The organism is Zobellella endophytica, assembly GCF_003012775.1.
GTDB lineage: Bacteria > Pseudomonadota > Gammaproteobacteria > Enterobacterales > Aeromonadaceae > Oceanimonas > Oceanimonas endophytica.
The window spans coordinates 34,650-51,756 of record NZ_PXYG01000001.1; the positions used below are offsets into that span (position 1 = coordinate 34,650).

Here is a 17,107-nt window from a genome sequence, read left to right on the forward strand (position 1 = left end):
ACGCTTCAAGCCTTGCCAAGGACGGCGCATTGCGCAATGCCCCTCGGGCAAAACCACCCAAACGGGTGAGGAGAGCCGCAGGGGGACAAACAGCGGGGAGAGCGTTGCAAACAAGGGGCAATGCAGGAAGCCGGCGTTGTCGCCGGCTTCCCGTGATTATCGTCGGTTATCGTGGATTACCTGCTGATAGTCTGCTGCAGGGCGTCGATCGAGGACTGGATGCCCGCCTCGGTGGACATGGTGAAGTCTTCCATCTCCAGGCTGACCCAGCCGTTGTAGCCCTGCATGCGCACCACCGAGAAGAACTCCTTCCACCACTGCAGATCGTGGCCGGCGCCGACGGCGACGTAGTTCCAGGCGCGGTTGGCCACGTCGGTGACCTCCTTCAGCTCGAGCAGGCCGTTCACATCGGCCAGGCCGCGCTCGATGCGGGTGTCCTTGCCGTGCACGTGGTGGATGGCATCGCCCAGGGCGCGGGCCGCGGCGATGGGGCAGGCCCCCTTCCAGAACAGGTGCGAGGGGTCGAGGTTCAGACCGACCTTGGGGCCCACTTCATCGCGCAGGCGGAACAGGGTCTCGGGGTTCCACACCAGCATGGCCGAGAAGTTTTCCAGCGCGTATTTCTCCACGCCCACTTCGTCGGCGAGCTTCACCAGCCGGTGCCAGAGCGGGAAGGCGCAGTCTTCCCACTGGTAGCGGTCGCGCTCGGGCATCTCGTCGGGCCAGCTCTTGGTGTAGACCAGCCAGTTCGGCACGCTGTCGCCGGGGGCGGCGGCGGGCAGGCCGGACATGGTGACGATCTTCTTCACGCCGATTTCGCCGGCCAGGCGGATGGTCTGCTCCATCTCCTTGAGGTGGCGCTCGCCCATGGCGCCCGGATCGAGCGGGTTGGCCGAGCAGTTGAGCGCGGCGATCTCGAGGCCGCGGGCCTCGATTTCGGCCAGCTTTTTCTTCAGCAGGCCCTTGTCGGCCAGCAGTTCGTCGGCGCGGAAATGGGGCCCCTTGGACCAGCCGCCGCCGGTCATCTCCAGGCCTTCGACGCCCAGTGCCACGCAGTTGTCGAGCATCTCGGTGAAGGAGAGGTTACCCATCACATCGGTACAGATGGAAAGTTTCATGTTGGTTGATCCTTGCTTGCTAAGACGGTTGATGACCGGTTATTGGTAGTCGACCCAGGCGGCGCCGGCGTCGGCCGAGCGCACGCAGTTTTCGAGCCAGCGCACACCTTCGGTGCCGGCCTCGATGCCCGGGTAATGATGGCTGCTCAGGAAGGCCTCGTCGCCGCGTTGTTTGGCGTCGATGGCCTGGGCGATCCACAGGTAGATATTGGCCCAGCTGTCGCCCAGGCCCTCGGTGTGCAACGCGCCCATGCGATCGACCGCCAGGCTTTCCTCTTCGAGATAGGGCATGCCGTGGTGCAGGGTGCGGTTCGGCTCGCCCTGTACTTCGTAGATCAGCTGGTCGGGATGGGCGTCGGACCACTCGACGGAGGCCCTGGAGCCGACGAAACGGTAGCGCTGGGAGCCCATGTTGCCGGCGTTTACCGACGACACCCAAAGACGGCCGCGGGCGCCGTTGTCGTAGTGGGTCAGCACGGTGGCGTGATCTTCGAGCGGGGCCCGGGTCGGAATGAAGGCCTTGCGATCGCACAGCAGCTTGTCGATCTTCAGGTGCGGCAATACCACCTCGGACAGGTAGTAGAGGTGGGTGCCGATATCGCCCAGTACGAAGGTCGAGCCCGCAGTGGCGGGGTTGGTACGCCATTTCACCGCCTCGCCCGCACCGGTGTCGTCGCCGGAGTTGAAACCGTGGGTGTACTGCATGTCGACAATGCGGATATCGCCCAGCATGCCTTTCTTGACCATGGCGGCCATCTGGTGCACCAGCGGGTGGCCGGTAAAGCCGTAGGTCACTCCCACGATCAGTCCCTTTTCCCTTGCCAGGGCTGCCACCTCATCGCACTCGGCGACGGTGAAGAACAACGGCTTTTCGCAGATCACGTGCAGGCCTGCTTCCAGGCACGCCTTGGTGATCTCGAAGTGAGTGAAATTGGGGGTGGCGATTGACACCACCTCGACACCGTCCTCGCGGGCGGTTTCGCCCGCGATCAGCTCCTGATAGGTGGCGTAGCAGCGATCCTCGGCCACGCCGAGCCGGGTGCCGAAATCGCGGCCGCGGGCCGCGTCCAGATCGAAGGCGCCGGCCAGCAGCTGGTAGGTGCCGTCGCGCAGGGCGCCGGTGCGGTGCTTGTAGCCCACCTGACCGGTGCGGCCGCCGCCGACCATGCCCCAGCGCAGGGGCCGCGCTATTGTTCTCTCTCCGTTTATCATGATCTTATCCTCTTCAAAGCGGCGACCGAGTCGCTCGTGTTCTGCCTGGTCTTGCAATCGGGTGCAAGACAACTTGAAAATTTTTGCCGAATCGGGCCGGGTGGTAATGCACCCGGTTGCAAAATGGTTTATTAAAAAACCGACGAGCGTCGTCGGTGACTCAGTGAACCGAGGGGAGCATTAATCCCTTTTCTTTTGCACCCGGTTTCAAATACACTAGATCGCATGATAAGAAACTGTCAACAGTAAATTTAAAAATGGTTAAAAACACACAGGAACAGGGAACGCGCAAAGCCACCGCCAGCGACGTGGCGGAGCGGGCCGGCGTCTCCAAATGGACGGTGTCCCGGGCCTTTACCGAGGGGGCGTCCATCTCTCCCAAGGCCCTGGCACGGGTGCGGCAGGCCGCCGAGGAGCTGGGTTACAAGCCCAACCTGCTGGCGCGCAGCCTGACCACCCGGCGCACCAATATCGTCGGGCTGGTGGTCGACGAGCTGGGCAACCCCAATCTCGCCATGATCCTGGACGAGATCACCCGCCAGCTGCAGCGCAAGGGCTACATGGCCATGCTGCTCAACATCACCTCGGAGCAGAGCTACCGCGCCGCCATGTCGCTGGCGGACCAGTTCCAGGTGGACGGGCTGATCTTCCTCGGTACCATACTGAGCGACGAACTGCTGCAACTGGCGAGAAATATCGGCAATATCCCGCTGATCGTGCTCTATCGAAACAGCGATAATCCGGATATCCACGTGGTCAGCACCGACGGCTATCGGGCCGGACAGGAAATCGCCGCCCTGATGGTGGCCGAGGGACACCGCCGCATCGGCTATATGGCGGGGCCGCCGTCGGAAAGCACCCAGCTCCGGCGCCTGGACGGCTTCCGGGACGGCCTGGCCGAGCGGGGGAAAGAGCTGGCGCTGATGCTCGGCGCCGAGCATTACCAGCGGGAGCAGGGTTATCGGAGCCTGCTCCATTATCTGGACACCACCCCGAGGGAGGCCCGGGTAGAGGCGCTGTTCTGCGAGAACGACATACTGGCGATAGGGGCCATGGAGGCGCTGAAGGTGCGGGGGGAGGAGGGCAGTATGGCCATCGTCGGTTTCGACGACATCGATCAGGCCGCCTCGCCCTGTTACCAGCTGACCACTTACCGGCAGCCGCTGCAGGTGCTGATCGGCGAGGCCATCCGGCGGCTGACGGCAGACGAGGCACCCTCACGCTACCTGGCGCCCGGCGCCCTGGTGTTGAGAACATCGCATTTACGAGGGGATCAGTAATCAAAAAAACCGGTCCGGGGCCGGCTTGGCGAACTCAGGGCAGGACTTTCCTGAAGGGCTTGACGATAACCGAAGCGTAGACGCCGGCGGCGTTGTAGGGATCGGCGTCGGCCCAGGCGCGGGCGGCGTCCAGCGAGTCGAACTCGGCGATCACCGTGCTGCCGGTAAAGCCGGCCTCGGCGGGGTCTTCGGCATCGATGGCCGGGTTGGGGCCGGCCACCAGCAGCCGGCCTTCATCGGCCAGGGCCTGCAGCCGGGCCAGGTGGGCCGGGCGGGCTTCCTTGCGCTTGGGCAGACTGTCGGGGGTGTCTTCACTGAAAATCACGTACCACATGAGCGTTATCCTTACTGGGGTTTATTGTCTTGCGCCGGTTGCTGGCGATAGAGGTAAAAGGCGGTGGCCAGGGTAAAGGCCAGGGTCAGGCCGAGCAGGCCGAATACCTTGAAGTTGACCCACAGCTCCTGGGACAGGTTGAACGCCACGTACACATTCAACGCGCCGCAGAAGGCGAAAAAACCGACCCAGGCCAGGTTGGCCCTGTCCCAGATGGTGTCCGGCAGGGTGAGCTCCTTGCCCAGCATCTGCTTGATCAGGTTCTTGCCGAAGCCGTAACGGCTGACCAGCAGCCCCAGGGCGAACAGGGCGTTGACGGCGGTCACCTTCCATTTGATAAAGGCGTCGTCCTGAAAGAACATGGTCAGCCCGCCGAAGAACAGCACCAGCACCAGGGTCACCAGGTGCATCTTTTCCAGTGTCTTGTGCCGGAGCCATTGCACCAGCATCTGCACGCAGGTGGCGGCCATCAGGGCGCCGGTGGCGGCGTAGATGTCGACGGTCTTGTACACCACGAAGAAAATGATCAGCGGGATGAATTCGGCGAACTGCTTCATTGAGATAACCTGTACTGCGAATGAGCGCCCAGTTTACCCCCATGGCCGGCCACAGGCCAAGTGGCCGTTGTTTATTCACTGCAATCTACTGACAAATCTTCGGAGTCCCTATTTCGTCATGCCCGCGAAGGCGGGTATCCAGTGCAATATTTCATGGACCTCCGCCTTCGCGGAGGTGACGGACATTAAACAACGGTGCTGACAGGGAAATATCTGGCGAAGAAACGGATGGTGAACGTTGCCATCAAGCCGAAAGGGCCCCGCTCCGATACGGAGCCAGGGCCCTTTGTTTATGGGGAGACGACGAGGGGGGCGGAGGCTTAGCCCTGCACGCCCTCGGCGATGAAGTTCATGCTGGCCTGCACCGCCGGCACCGGCTCGTCCAGCTCGCACACTTCCTTGGCGAAGGGTTCGAACGAGAAATAGCCCTGGTAGCCCTGGCCGAGCAGGGTCTTGATCTGCGTCAGGTTGTGCAGCCGGTCTGCGGGGCCGACCAGCACCCGGTGGGCGTCCAGCATCTGCTCATAGCCGATGGTGGTGTCTTCCACCCCGGAGATGTGCACCAGGCCGGTGAACTCGGGGAAGAACTCGGTCTCGCCCGCCACCATGTGGTGGAAGGTGTCGTGCACCAGGGCGAAGCGATCTTCGCCGCCCACCGCCTGAATGGCGGCCACCGCGTCTTTCTTCAGCCGCAGGGAGGAGACGGGGAAGCCCAGCGGCTCCACAAAGCCCTTGAGGCCGTGTTGCTCCAGTATCGGCTTGAGGCCGTGCAGGGCCTGCTCCAGGCTGGCGGCATCCGAGCCCTGGAAGCTGCCGTCGTTGAGCGGGCACAGCACCAGGCCGGTGGCGCCACAGGCGGCGGCCAGCCCGGCCAGCTTCTCGGCCTGGGCGGCGCGCTCCTCGTTCCAGATGTTGAACGGATAGAGGGCATTGATGCTCAGGATCTCGATGCCGAGCTCGTGGGCCTTGGCGCCGATGGCGCGGGCGTGATCCAGCTCGCTGACGCTGTTGTCGGCCACGTCGTTGCGCAGCTCCACCGCCTTCAGGCCCAGGGCCCTGGCGGTGTCGAGCAGTTCGAAGGCGCTCAGCTTGGGCGCCGTCATATGGTTCAGGGAGAAGGTCGGGGTCAGTCGGGACATCTTGGTTCGGCTCCGTACATCATTTGTTGTAGAAGGTGGGGCGCTCGGCCATCACCACCGGTTCAATCTGGCCACTTTCCTGGGCCAACACGCAGGCATCGGCGGCCACGGCGGCGGCATAGCCGTCCCAGGCGGTGGGGCCGGACAGCTGTTGCTGTTCAATGCCCTTGATAAAGTCCTGCAGCTCGATGTCGTAGGCTTCGATAAAGCGCTGTTTCCAGTCGGTGAGGATGTTGGTGGCCAGCTTGGCCTCGGTGCGCAGCAGCAGGCTCTGGGGCTCGGGCAGGTTGGCGACACCGGTTTCGCCCACCACCGAGCACTGGATGTCGTAGCCGTACTGGCAGTTGACGAAGATTTCCAGATCGATGCGCACACCTTTCTGGGTTTCTATCAGCACTATCTGCGGATCGGCCAGGTGCTCGAAACGGTGACGGGTGCGCTTGGGATAAACCACCTGCACCGTCTTGTAATCGTCGTCCAGCAGCCAGCGCAGCACGTCCAGCTCGTGAATGGCGGTGTCGACGATGGCCATGCTGGTGACATAGCTGTCGGGCACCGTCGGATTGCGGTGGGCGCAGTGCACCATCAGCGGCTCGCCGATCTGGTTGTTGTCGATGGCCTGTTTCAGCAGCTGGTAGCCCTTGTCGTAGGGGCGCATAAAGCCCACCTGTACCAGGCGCTGGCCGGCGGCCACCTCGGCCTCGACGATATTGAGGCAACCCCGGGCGGTGGTGGCCAGGGGCTTTTCGCAGAACACGTACTTGCCGGCCTTGATGGCGGAAAGCACGAATTCCTCGTGGGTGGGGCCCCAGGAGGTGACCAGCACGGCGTCCACATCCGCGGCCTGGATCAGCTCATGACCGTTGTCGTAGACCTTGGCGTCCAGCCCCAGGCGCGCCACCACCGCCTCGGCCTGGGCCCGGTTGACGTCGTTCACCGCCACCACCTGGCCGCCGGACAGGGTCTGGGTAATGCGTCGGGCATGGTCTGCGCCGATGGCGCCCGTGCCGATAACACCGATTCTGATTGTCATGACTTCCTCCAGATTAAACATCATCTTGCCGGCTCGAGTCGCCGACGGTCCGCGGTATCCATCCCACCCGGCCCGCATCTTTCGATGTTACGGGCTGTTGGAATTTATGTTTCATGGTCATCACTATAGGCAGCGGTGGGGATAAAACGCCAAGGCGATGATGATGGAAAGCCATCATTGCGGCTATACTGGAACAATTTCCGGGATCTGGAGTGAAAAAACATGAAGAAGATCACACTGGCGGAGGTGGCCAGGCAGGCCGGGGTGGGGGAGGCCACGGTGGATCGGGTGCTGAATGAGCGGGGCAATGTGGCGCCGGCCACCGCCGAGCGGGTGCTCCGTATTGCCCGGGAGTTGGGGCTTAAGCGGGTCTTGCCCGACGAATGGCGCCGCTTGCGCCACGTGGAGGTCTTCCTGAGCGACAGCGACACCTATTTCTTCAAACAGCTGAGTCAGAGCTTTATGGCGGCGGCGGAGACTCTGGGCAAGCGGCGCCTGGTGCTGCATCGCACCTTTGTCGGCGAGCGGGAACCGGATCGACTGGCGAAAAAACTGACTCAGGCCGCCGCCGGGCGGGACGGCATCATACTGTTCGGCTCGGATCACCCGGCGGTGGTGGCGGCGGTGAACGCCGCCACCGACCAGGGCGTGCCGGTGATCACCCTGGTCACCGCGCTGCCGGGCACCCGCCCCCTCGCCCATGTGGGCATCGATCAGTATGCCGCCGGGCGCACCGCCGGCTGGCTGCTGGATCAATGGTGCCGGGATCCCGGGGAACTGCTGGTGGTGTGCGGCCCGCAGGAGGTGCTGGTGCACCGGGAGCGGGTGCGCGGCTGCCGGGAGCGGCTGGCGGAGTCCGGCTCCCGGCTGTTGCCGCTGGTGCTGGAGGGCCGGGAGCGGAACGAACTGATCGAATCCCTGGTGCGGGAGCGGTTGGCATCGGGCCGGGTGGCGGCGGTGTACAACACCGGGCCCGGCAACGCCATCATCGCCCGCCTGCTGGCGCGCCGGGGGCTGGCCGGGCGCTGTATCTTTATCGGCCACGAACGCCACGCCACCACCGAGGCCCTGCTGCGCCAGGGGCAGATGCACCTGACCCTGGATCAGAACCCCAGGCTGCACGCCTTTCGCGCCCTGGAGCTGTTGCTCTGCCAACTGGAGCAGGGAACGCCGCCGGCCGCCGGGGGGCATATCGACTTTTCCCTGATCACCCGGGAGAACCTGGGTCACTGAGCGGTTGCCTCCGCCGTTGAAATTTATATTTCATTTTATACCTGCCAGCGCCGGGCCGTTTCCAGCCCGGGAGAGCCTGTTTTAGCGTTTTTCCTCCCGATTTCACCGATCGCTGTCAATTATATGATTTAAAAGAAAATTTCATACTAACTCCGGGGCTGTCACGGCGCCGCCCGCCACCAGAACACGATCCATGTCAAAGAATTGTTATTTTTTTGCTGTTCGACGGTGAAGTCGCCTTGCGAAAAATCATAAATTCCAACATTATTAATTTTGAAATAAACGTTCAATGAATGGTTCGCCATCACCGGTAGCGATTTTATCGGGCTGTTGAGTGGTTGAATGGCCCGGTCAAGGAATGAAACACCCTCGGTTTCTCACAAGGAGTAAGACCATGAAATTTAAAAAGCTGATTGTTGCCTCCGCCCTGGCCGCCACCCTGCCGTTCGGCGCCTATGCCGACGAGATCAAGCTCGGCGTGTCCATGGCGCTGTTCGACGACAACTTCCTGACCCTGGTGCGCCAGGCGATGCAGGAGAAAGTCGCGGAACTGGAAGGGGTTGATGCCCAGTTCGAGGATGCCAAGAACGACGTGGGCCAGCAGCTGCAGCAGGTGGAAAGTTTCGTTAATCAGGGGCTGGATGCCATCGTGATCAACCCGGTGGATACCCAGGCGGTGGCGCCGATCATCAAGCGCGCCGCCGATGCCGGCATTCCGCTGATCTTCGTCAACCGTCGGCCCGAAGCCGAACTGCCCGAGGGAATGGCCTTCGTGGGTTCCGACTCCAAGGTGGCCGGGGTGCTGCAGATGGAATATATCGCCGAGCAGCTGGGCGGCAAGGGCAACGTGGCCATCCTGATGGGCGCCCTGTCCGACGAAGCCACCCGCGACCGCACCCGCGGGGTGGAGGAAGTGGCCGCCAGGTACCCGGACATCAAGATCATCACCAAGGAAACCGCCAAGTGGGGACGCAAGGAAGGCATCGACATCACCAACAACTGGTTGTTGTCCGGCTACGAGATCGACGCCATCGCCTCCAACAACGATGAAATGGCCATCGGCGCCATCATGGCCCTGGGCAAGGACCGGCTGGAAAATGTGATCATCGGCGGGGTGGACGCCACTCCCGACGCCCTGGCCTTCGTGGACAAGGGCATGCTGGACGTGACCGTGTTCCAGGACGCCAAGGGACAGGGGTCGGCGGCCATCGAGACCGCCTACAAGATGGCCAGGGGCGAAGCGGTGGAGCAAAGCGTAATGATCCCCTACGAGCTGGTCACCCCGGAAAACTACAAGGAATACGTTGGACGTAACTAAGCCATCAACAGGGGCCCGCGGGGCGGGCCCCTTGATACGTCTTGGAGGTAATCAGATGTACCCATATGTGCTCGAGGCCGAAGGCATCAGCAAAGGCTTCCCCGGTGTCAAGGCACTGGACAACGTCACCCTGAAAATACGGCCGGGCAGCGTGCATGCGCTGATGGGCGAAAACGGCGCCGGCAAGTCGACCCTGATGAAATGCCTGATCGGCATCTACACCCCGGATACCGGCACCATCAAGGTCAAAGGCAAGGCAATGAACTTCCGCGATACCATGGACGCGCTGCACTCCGGCATTTCCATGATCCACCAGGAGCTGAACCTGGTGCCGCACATGACGGTGGCGGAAAATATCTGGCTGGGCCGGGAGCCGATGAAAGGGCCCTTCGTCGACCACGACACCCTCTACCGGGAAACCGACAAGCTGCTCAGGCAGCTCAGCATCAAGGTCAAACCCGATGAACTGGTGGGCGAGCTGAGCATCGGCACCCAGCAGATGATCGAAATCGCCAAGGCGGTGTCTTACGACGCGGACGTGGTGATCATGGACGAGCCCACCTCGGCGCTGACCGAAGGCGAGGTGTTCCACCTGTTCCGCATCATCAACGATCTCAAGGAGCAGGGTAAGTCCGTCGTCTACATCAGCCACAAGATGGACGAGATTTTCGAAATTACCGACGAGATCAGCATTTTCCGGGACGGCGCCTACGTCGGCTCGGACAAGACCGAACACTTCGACCGCCAGAGCCTGATCACCAAGATGGTGGGCCGCGAGCTGACCCAGATGTTCCCCAAGTTCAACGACAACATCGGGGAAGAGGTGCTGGCGGTGAACAACCTCTGTCGCGCCGGCAAATTCCACGATGTCAGCTTCTCCCTCAAGCGCGGCGAGATCCTGGGGGTGGCCGGCCTGGTCGGCGCCGGGCGCAGCGAAGTGATGGAAAGCCTGTTTGGGGTATACCCGGCCGACAGCGGCACCATAGTGCTCGAAGGGCAGGAGGTGCAGATCCATTCCCCCGCCCAGGCCATCGACCTGGGGCTGGCCTTCCTCACCGAGGACCGCAAAAAATCCGGCCTGTTCCTGGTGCTGTCGGTGCTGGAAAACATGAGCATCGTCAAGATGCCCCAGTACATCGACAAGAAAGGCTTCGTCAAGCATTCCGACATGGCCAGGGACTGCCTGGAGCAGATCCAGAGACTCAATATCAAGACCCCGACCATGGATCAGATCATCAACAACCTGAGCGGCGGCAACCAGCAGAAGGTGCTGATCGCCCGCTGGCTGCTGGCCCAGCCCAAGCTGCTGATCCTGGACGAGCCGACCCGGGGCATCGACGTCGGCGCCAAGGCGGAAATCTACAAGCTGATCAGCGAGCTCGCCAACCGGGGCGTGGCCATCATCATGGTGTCGTCGGAGCTGCCGGAAATCCTGGGCATGAGCGACCGGGTGATGGTAATGCACGAGGGGCATATCACCGGCATTCTGGATAAAGTGGACGCCACTCAGGAAAAAATCCTCGAGCTGGCCTCGGAATAAGCGGTTAAAAGGACTTGGATTATGGAAAACGTAAAGATGAACAAAGACGTGGCGGCGACCGCTGCTAACCAGGCCAGCACCTGGGACAACCTCAAGAAGAAAATGCCCAAGGACATGGGCATCTTCCTGGTGATGATCGGTATCGCCCTGGTGTTCGAAGTGTTGGGCTGGGTGTTCCGCGGCCAGTCCTTCCTGATGAACCCGGGCCGACTGGTGCTGATCGTGCTGCAGGTGGCGATCATCGGTATCATCGCGGTGGGGGTGACCCAGGTCATCATCACCACCGGCATCGACCTGTCTTCCGGCTCGCTGGTGGCGCTGACGGCGGTGGTGGCGGCCAGCCTGGCGCAGACCGCCGACAGCATCTCCCCCATGTATCCGGCCCTGCTCGACCTGCCGGCCATCGTGCCGATACTGGCGGGCATCGGGGTGGGGTTGCTGTGCGGCGTGCTCAACGGCTGGCTGATCACCAAGACCGGCATTCCGCCCTTTATCGCCACCCTCGGCATGATGGTGTCGGCCCGCGGCCTGGCCCAGTTCTATACCCAGGGCAACCCGATCAGCTTCCTGTCCGACGGCTTTACCTCCATTGGCCAGGGCTCGGTGCCGGTGGTGATCTTCCTGGTGGTGGCGGTGATCTTCCATATCGCCCTCAAGCACACCCGCTACGGCAAATACGTGTACGCCATCGGCGGCAACATGACCTCGGCCCGGGTATCCGGCATCAACGTCGATAAATATCTGATCATCGTGTACTCCATCGCCGGGGCGCTGTCCGGCCTGGCGGGCATCGTGATGGCGGCGCGGGTGAGCAGCGGCCAGTCCAGCATGGGCCTGGCCTACGAGCTGGACGCCATCGCCGCGGCGGTGATCGGCGGCACCAGCCTGATGGGCGGGGTGGGGCGCATCACCGGCTGCGTGATCGGCGCCATCATCCTCGGGCTGATGAAGAGCGGCTTCACCTTTATCGGGGTGGATACCTATGTGCAGGACATCATCAAGGGCGCCATCATCGTCGGGGCCGTGGTGATCGACATGCGTCGCAACAGAGTCAAACGCTGATTCAATAGCTGTTCGTAGGGCAGCTCAGCGGAGGCACGACATCATTCAGGCCACGCCGGATAAGCAGCATGCTCGGCGTGGTCTGAAACGTTCCTGGAGATAGTAAATAATGCGCTTTGGAGTCGTTGGATACGGTACTGGCGGGCAGCATTTTCATACCCCCTTCATTAAAGCCGCAAGGAATTGTGAACTGGTGGGCATTGTTGCGCGTGCGCCCTCGACCATTGCAAAGGTGAAGGCCGACTGGCCCGAGGTCAGCATCTTCCCGAGTCTCACCGCGATGATTGAGGCCGGGGTGTGCGACGCGGTCACCATCACCACGCCCCCCGCAACGCGCCGCGAACTCGTACTTGAAGCCATTGAGGCGGGATTGCATGTGATTGCCGACAAGCCCTTCGCGCCCGACGCCAAAGGTGGCCGCGAGCTTGGCGACGCGGCCAGGGCCAAGGGCGTCACGCTTGGCGTCTATCAAAACCGCCGCTTCGACTCCGACCTGCAAACGCTGCGCAAGCTCATCCTGGATGGCAGGCTCGGGGATATAAGGCGTATTGAGTCGCGTATGGATCAAGACAGCCCGGAGACCCTGGAAGCGGGGCCAATGGGTGGCCTGCTGCGTGATCTTGGCAGCCATGTCGTCGATCAGATGCTGTACCTGCTTGGCCCGGTGACGTCGGTCGATGCGCAGATGGACGTCGTGGAACTCGCCGAAGGGGAAACCGATGTGAGCTTCACCATCACGTTGCGCCATGAAAACGGCGCGCACAGTCACCTGTCGGCAAGCAAGTCGAACCATATCGATTGCCGTGAGCTTCGCGCCTATGGCTCGCTTGGCAGCTATGTGGCGTCGAGCGTGGACGTCCAGGCACAGGACATCTTTGCGGGCAAGCGGCCCGCGGATAATCCCGAGACCTGGGGTTTCGAACCCGAGAGCAACTGGGGTACGCTTTATCGCGCACAAGGCGCGGTGCGTGTTGCCGCGGAGCAGGGGCGCTATCACTATTACTACGAGGCCTTTGCGGAGGCCGTTCGTACGGGCAATCTGCCCCCCGTCACCGCTGAAGCAGGTGCGGCGACCCTGGCCATTTTGGATGCCGCGCGCCAGAGTGCAAAAGAGGGGCGTTCCATCAGCCTCTAATAATGAAATGACACCGTTACAGGCTCGGACTGCTGACAACGCTTCGTATTTCTCCGTAGCCACTCCGGTGTTTTTCCCTGTCACTCCCACGGAGGCGGGAGTCCGGTGCACCATTTCATGGATCTCCGCCTGTGCGGAGATGACGGCCGTTGAACAGCGGTGATATCAGTCGGTTAAAGGTTGCGATTTGCCCTTTTTCAGGCAGGCGGCTTCGGCCCCTGCCTGTTTTTTTATGCGCGCGGCCCGGGCGGAAAATGAAATAAATCACGGGTATCGGGCCCGGGTGTTTCATCCTCCGATGGCTCCCTGGAAGGGAAAAGTGGGAGCCGGATCAAACAAAAATTCACAATGACGGCACAAATACCGATCCAGATCATAGAATTTTTGTTTCAAAATTGATCATAATGAATTATTCGTTTAGATTCGTTATTGAGATGGATTGATAACAACAACGCTACGTTATTTTTACGCAGGCCCATGGCCAGGCAGCTATTCAGACGGAGGCATCATGACGCCGCAAGGAAGATACAACATCAAGTACGTACTGCTGATCTGTGCAGTATCCGCATTGGGAGGCCTGTTGTTCGGCTACGACACGGCGGTGATTTCCGGCGCCATCGGCCCCATCAAGAGCTATTTCGGACTGGACGCCGCCGGTGTGGGCTGGGCGGTCTCCAACGTGGCCATCGGCTGCATCGTCGGCGCCTTTGCCGCCGGTGCCATCGCTGGCAAGCTGGGTCGCAAGAAGGCGCTGGTGCTGGCGGCGCTGCTGTTTACCGTTTCCGCCCTGGGCTCCGCCCTGGTGGATACCTTCTCCTGGTTTATCGTCTACCGCCTGATCGGCGGGGTGGCGGTGGGCCTGGCCTCGGCGGTGTCGCCCATGTACATGTCGGAAGTCTCGCCCAAGGACATGCGCGGCCGGGCGATCGGCATGCAGAACTTCGCCATCGTGTTCGGCCAGGTGGCGATTTTTACCATCAATTACCTGATCGCCAAAGGGGCGAGCGAAGCCTGGCTGGTGGACATGGGCTGGCGGGTGATGCTGGGCTCGGAAGTGATCCCCTGCCTGCTGTTCTGCCTGGTAGTGATGTTCATCCCCGAATCGCCCCGCTGGAACGTGATAAAGGGCAACGACGCCGCGGCCCTGGCCACCCTGCGCAAGATCTACAACGGTCCCTACCCGGAAAAAGTGCTCAGGGAGATCAAGGACTCGCTCAAGCAGCGCCAACTGGAGCAGCAGCAAAAGCGCAAGATCGACTACCGCAACGACAAGGCGTTCTGGTTTATCGCCTTCGTGGGTTGCATGATCGCCGTCCTCCAGCAGACCACCGGCGTCAACGTGATGATGTATTTCGCCCCCGTGGTGCTGGAGCAGGCCACCGGCAACAACGAGGCCGCCCTGTTTATGACCATCTGGATCGGGGTGGTGCAACTGGTCGGGACTTCCATCGGCGCCTTTCTGATGGACAGGGTCGGGCGGGTGCCGCTGCTGCGCATCGGCGCCATCGGCTCGACCGCCGGCTTGCTGGTGACCTCCTACTTCCTCTACCACGCGGCGGGCCTTGCCGGGGCCGAAGCGGTGCGCAACGGCTATTTCATCCTCTCCGGCATGTTGCTGTTCATGCTGTTCTTCGCCTTCTCCTGGGCGGTGGGCGCCTGGGTGGTGGTGTCCGAAATCTTCCCCAACCGGATGCGTTCCGAGGGCATGTCGCTGGCGATAGCCGCCATGTGGGTGAGCAACTTCATTATCGGCCTTGGCTTCCCGCTGATGAACGACAACGCCTTCCTGCTCGAGCACTTTAACGGCGCCTTCCCCATGTGGCTGTTCGCCGGTTGCTGCGTGCTGTCCTACTTCTTTGTCACCCGTTTCCTGCCCGAGACCAAGGGCGTGACCCTGGAACAGATGGAAGAAACCATGTTGGCCAGGACCAAGCTGGAGGCCAAGGAGGTACCGGTCGAGATGGCCCGGGCCAACGGCTGAAGAGTTACTAAGGTGGGGATGGCGACCCTGTGGGGTCTGCCGTAGGGTCCGTTTCAACGGACCTTCCTGCCATCGGCGCCGGGATTTGGTCGACTGAAGTCGACCCTGTGGGGGGCCGTAGGGTCCGTTTCAACGGACCTTCCTGCCATCGGCGCCGGGGTTTGGTCGACTGAAGTCGACCCTACGGGGGGGCCGTAGGGTCCGTTTCAATGGACCTTCCTGCCATCGGCACCGGGGTTTGGTCGACTGAAGTCGACCCTTGAAGCTTTGTCTGTAGTTTGAAACCGGCCCCTGGGCCGGTTTTTTTGAGGGACCATGATGATCACCGATCCCTATTTCTACCTGGTCGCCGTGCCCGCCGTGCTGATCTACGGCATCGCCAAGGGCGGCCTGGGCGGTGCCCTGGGGGTGGTGGCGGTGCCCCTGATCAGCCTGACCACCCATCCTTCCACCGCCGCCGCCGTGCTGCTGCCGCTGCTGTGCCTGATGGACCTGTTCGCCGTGGCTTGGCACCACCGCCATGTGTGCTGGCGCCAGATCCGCCAGATCATCCCTGGCGCCCTGCTGGGGGTGGCGCTGGCGGGGCTGCTGATGGCCCGGGCACCGGCCTGGCTGCTCACCGGCTTCGTCGGTATTGCCTCCATCCTGTTCTGCCTGCACCACTGGTTCAGCCCGCCGGTGCCGGCCCGGGCCGGCGGCCTGGGGCAGGGCACCCTGTGGGGCACTCTCACCGGCCTGTTCAGCACCACCATCCACGCCGGCGGGGCGCCGGCCAGCATGTACCTGTTGCCCCAGCAACTGGAGAAACGGCTGCTGATCGGCACCATGGCGGTGCTGTTCGCGCTGGTCAACCTGATGAAGCTGGTGCCCTATGCCCTGCTGGGCCAGCTCAACCCCGGCAACCTGCAAACCTCGCTGATGCTGGTGCCGCTGGTGCCGGTCGGGGTTTGGCTCGGGGTCTGGCTGGTCCGGACCGCCAGCCAGCAACTGATCTACCGGTTGTGCTACGGGCTGCTGTTCCTCTCCGGCCTGCATTTCCTGCAACTGAGCCTCCGGGCCTGGTGGTGATCAGCCCGCCATGTTGAAGGGGGTGACTACCAGCACCCGGGAAAAGTCCGGCGGGGCGGCACCGGCCGGCAGGAAGCCATGGAAGCGCAGCAGTTGCATAAAGGCCCGGCGGGCGTCCTGCTGCAGGTCGTGGTCGATGAGCGCGGCGATGCGCCCCTCCGCCAGCAGATGGCGGTTTTCCCGGTCCAGATCGTGCCCGATCAGCACCTCGAGCGGACGGCCCCGGGCGGCGAAGGCATCGACGATGGCCCTGTTGCCGCCGCCCACGCTGTAGACGGCGGTCAGATCGGGGTGGCGGTCCAGGCAGTCGGTCATCAGCCCCAGGGTCTTGTTGTATATCCCCAGTCCGCCGCTCAGCTCCACCACTTCGAGGTGCGGCGCCAGCTCCCTGAGCCACTGGCGAAAACCGCTCTCCCGCTCTTCCTCGCCGCGAAAACCCTGGCTGCTCAGCACCACCGCCACCCGGGCGGGGGTGGGCGGCAGCCAGCGGCGCATCAGGTAGGCGGCGGTGCGCCCGGCGCTGCGGTTGTCCATGCCGATGTAGCCGATGCGCCGGCTGGCGGGCAGATCGGTGACCAGGGTGACCACCGGGATGCCCGCCTCGGACAGCCGGTTGACCGCCTCGTTGACCGGCGGCTCGTCCGGCGCCTTCAGGATCACCCCCTGGCTGCCCTGCTCGAGGCTGCGTTGCAGCAATTTGACCAGTTCGGTAACGCCGATGTCTTCGAACAGGTGAAAGCGGGGGCTGATCCGGTAGGGGGCCAGGCTGCCCACCTGGCCGGTCATGGCCTCCGCCACCGCCCCGCTGAACCGCTCCGGCGCCTGCATGACAACATCGAAATACAGGGTGCGGCCGGCGGCCAGCGCCGCCCGTTGCTGGCTGTCCAGCTCGCGGATGGCCTGCTCCACCCGTTTGAGGGTCTGGTAGTGCACCTGGCCGCGGCGATGCAGCACCCGGTCCACCGTGGCCTTGCTGACCCCGGCCTGGGCCGCGATCTGTTTGATGGAGAATTTCTTGCGGTCGAGTTCGTTCATGAGGCGTTTTTGAGGCGTTGCCGAGGTCTTGTTGCCGAAGTGTAAATGCTACTATCGATTTG

15 protein-coding genes are annotated in these 17,107 nt (G+C 62.5%); 8 read left to right on the forward strand and 7 right to left on the reverse strand.

The window, feature by feature from the left end; all coding sequences use genetic code 11:
* Window positions 1-176: 176 nt before the first annotated feature.
* Complete coding sequence (locus tag C7H85_RS00170; protein ID WP_106727710.1) at window positions 177-1,118, reverse strand: sugar phosphate isomerase/epimerase family protein; 942 nt, start codon at window positions 1,116-1,118, stop codon at window positions 177-179.
* A gap of 39 nt (window positions 1,119-1,157) precedes the next feature.
* The gene (locus C7H85_RS00175) at window positions 1,158-2,330 is read right to left on the reverse strand and encodes a Gfo/Idh/MocA family protein (protein WP_106727711.1); all 1,173 of its coding nucleotides are present in this window, start codon (window positions 2,328-2,330) and stop codon (window positions 1,158-1,160) included.
* Window positions 2,331-2,587: 257 nt separating this feature from the next.
* Here C7H85_RS00175 and C7H85_RS00180 point away from each other — a divergent pair, with 257 nt between their 5' ends.
* Window positions 2,588-3,610 (forward strand): LacI family DNA-binding transcriptional regulator, encoded by a 1,023-nt coding sequence (locus C7H85_RS00180; RefSeq protein WP_106727712.1) that lies wholly within the window; start codon window positions 2,588-2,590, stop codon window positions 3,608-3,610.
* Window positions 3,611-3,644: 34 nt separating this feature from the next.
* On the opposite strand, the gene C7H85_RS00185 is transcribed toward C7H85_RS00180, so the two are convergent.
* From C7H85_RS00185 to iolG, 4 genes are all read right to left on the reverse strand, one after another.
* Window positions 3,645-3,944, reverse strand: a complete 300-nt coding sequence (locus C7H85_RS00185; protein WP_106727713.1) for a YciI family protein — start codon at window positions 3,942-3,944, stop codon at window positions 3,645-3,647.
* 11 nt (window positions 3,945-3,955) lie between these two features.
* The gene (locus tag C7H85_RS00190) at window positions 3,956-4,501 is read right to left on the reverse strand and encodes a septation protein A (protein WP_106727714.1); all 546 of its coding nucleotides are present in this window, start codon (window positions 4,499-4,501) and stop codon (window positions 3,956-3,958) included.
* A 320-nt stretch (window positions 4,502-4,821) separates the two neighbouring features.
* A complete protein-coding gene (locus C7H85_RS00195; RefSeq protein WP_106727715.1) occupies window positions 4,822-5,640 on the reverse strand; it encodes a TIM barrel protein in 819 nt (272 codons plus the stop codon).
* A 19-nt stretch (window positions 5,641-5,659) separates the two neighbouring features.
* The gene (gene iolG / locus C7H85_RS00200; RefSeq protein WP_106728576.1) at window positions 5,660-6,673 is read right to left on the reverse strand and encodes a bifunctional inositol 2-dehydrogenase/D-chiro-inositol 1-dehydrogenase; all 1,014 of its coding nucleotides are present in this window, start codon (window positions 6,671-6,673) and stop codon (window positions 5,660-5,662) included.
* 222 nt (window positions 6,674-6,895) lie between these two features.
* Here iolG and C7H85_RS00205 point away from each other — a divergent pair, with 222 nt between their 5' ends.
* The 7 genes from C7H85_RS00205 to C7H85_RS00235 all read left to right on the forward strand — a co-directional run bounded on the left by C7H85_RS00205 (window position 6,896) and on the right by C7H85_RS00235 (window position 16,010).
* Window positions 6,896-7,906, forward strand: coding sequence for a LacI family DNA-binding transcriptional regulator (locus C7H85_RS00205; RefSeq protein WP_106727716.1), 1,011 nt, complete (start codon window positions 6,896-6,898; stop codon window positions 7,904-7,906).
* A gap of 394 nt (window positions 7,907-8,300) precedes the next feature.
* Window positions 8,301-9,224, forward strand: coding sequence for a sugar ABC transporter substrate-binding protein (locus C7H85_RS00210; protein ID WP_106727717.1), 924 nt, complete (start codon window positions 8,301-8,303; stop codon window positions 9,222-9,224).
* A gap of 55 nt (window positions 9,225-9,279) precedes the next feature.
* Complete coding sequence (locus C7H85_RS00215) at window positions 9,280-10,764, forward strand: sugar ABC transporter ATP-binding protein (RefSeq protein WP_106727718.1); 1,485 nt, start codon at window positions 9,280-9,282, stop codon at window positions 10,762-10,764.
* Between the two features lie 21 nt (window positions 10,765-10,785).
* Window positions 10,786-11,826 (forward strand): ABC transporter permease, encoded by a 1,041-nt coding sequence (locus tag C7H85_RS00220; protein WP_106727719.1) that lies wholly within the window; start codon window positions 10,786-10,788, stop codon window positions 11,824-11,826.
* A 109-nt stretch (window positions 11,827-11,935) separates the two neighbouring features.
* The gene (locus tag C7H85_RS00225; RefSeq protein WP_106727720.1) at window positions 11,936-12,961 is read left to right on the forward strand and encodes a Gfo/Idh/MocA family protein; all 1,026 of its coding nucleotides are present in this window, start codon (window positions 11,936-11,938) and stop codon (window positions 12,959-12,961) included.
* Window positions 12,962-13,469: 508 nt separating this feature from the next.
* Window positions 13,470-14,942, forward strand: coding sequence for a sugar porter family MFS transporter (locus C7H85_RS00230; protein ID WP_106727721.1), 1,473 nt, complete (start codon window positions 13,470-13,472; stop codon window positions 14,940-14,942).
* A 315-nt stretch (window positions 14,943-15,257) separates the two neighbouring features.
* A complete protein-coding gene (locus C7H85_RS00235) occupies window positions 15,258-16,010 on the forward strand; it encodes a sulfite exporter TauE/SafE family protein (RefSeq protein WP_210433522.1) in 753 nt (250 codons plus the stop codon).
* On the opposite strand, the gene C7H85_RS00240 is transcribed toward C7H85_RS00235, so the two are convergent.
* Window positions 16,011-17,045, reverse strand: a complete 1,035-nt coding sequence (locus C7H85_RS00240) for a LacI family DNA-binding transcriptional regulator (RefSeq protein ID WP_106727723.1) — start codon at window positions 17,043-17,045, stop codon at window positions 16,011-16,013. It lies immediately after the preceding gene.
* Window positions 17,046-17,107 lie beyond the last annotated feature (62 nt).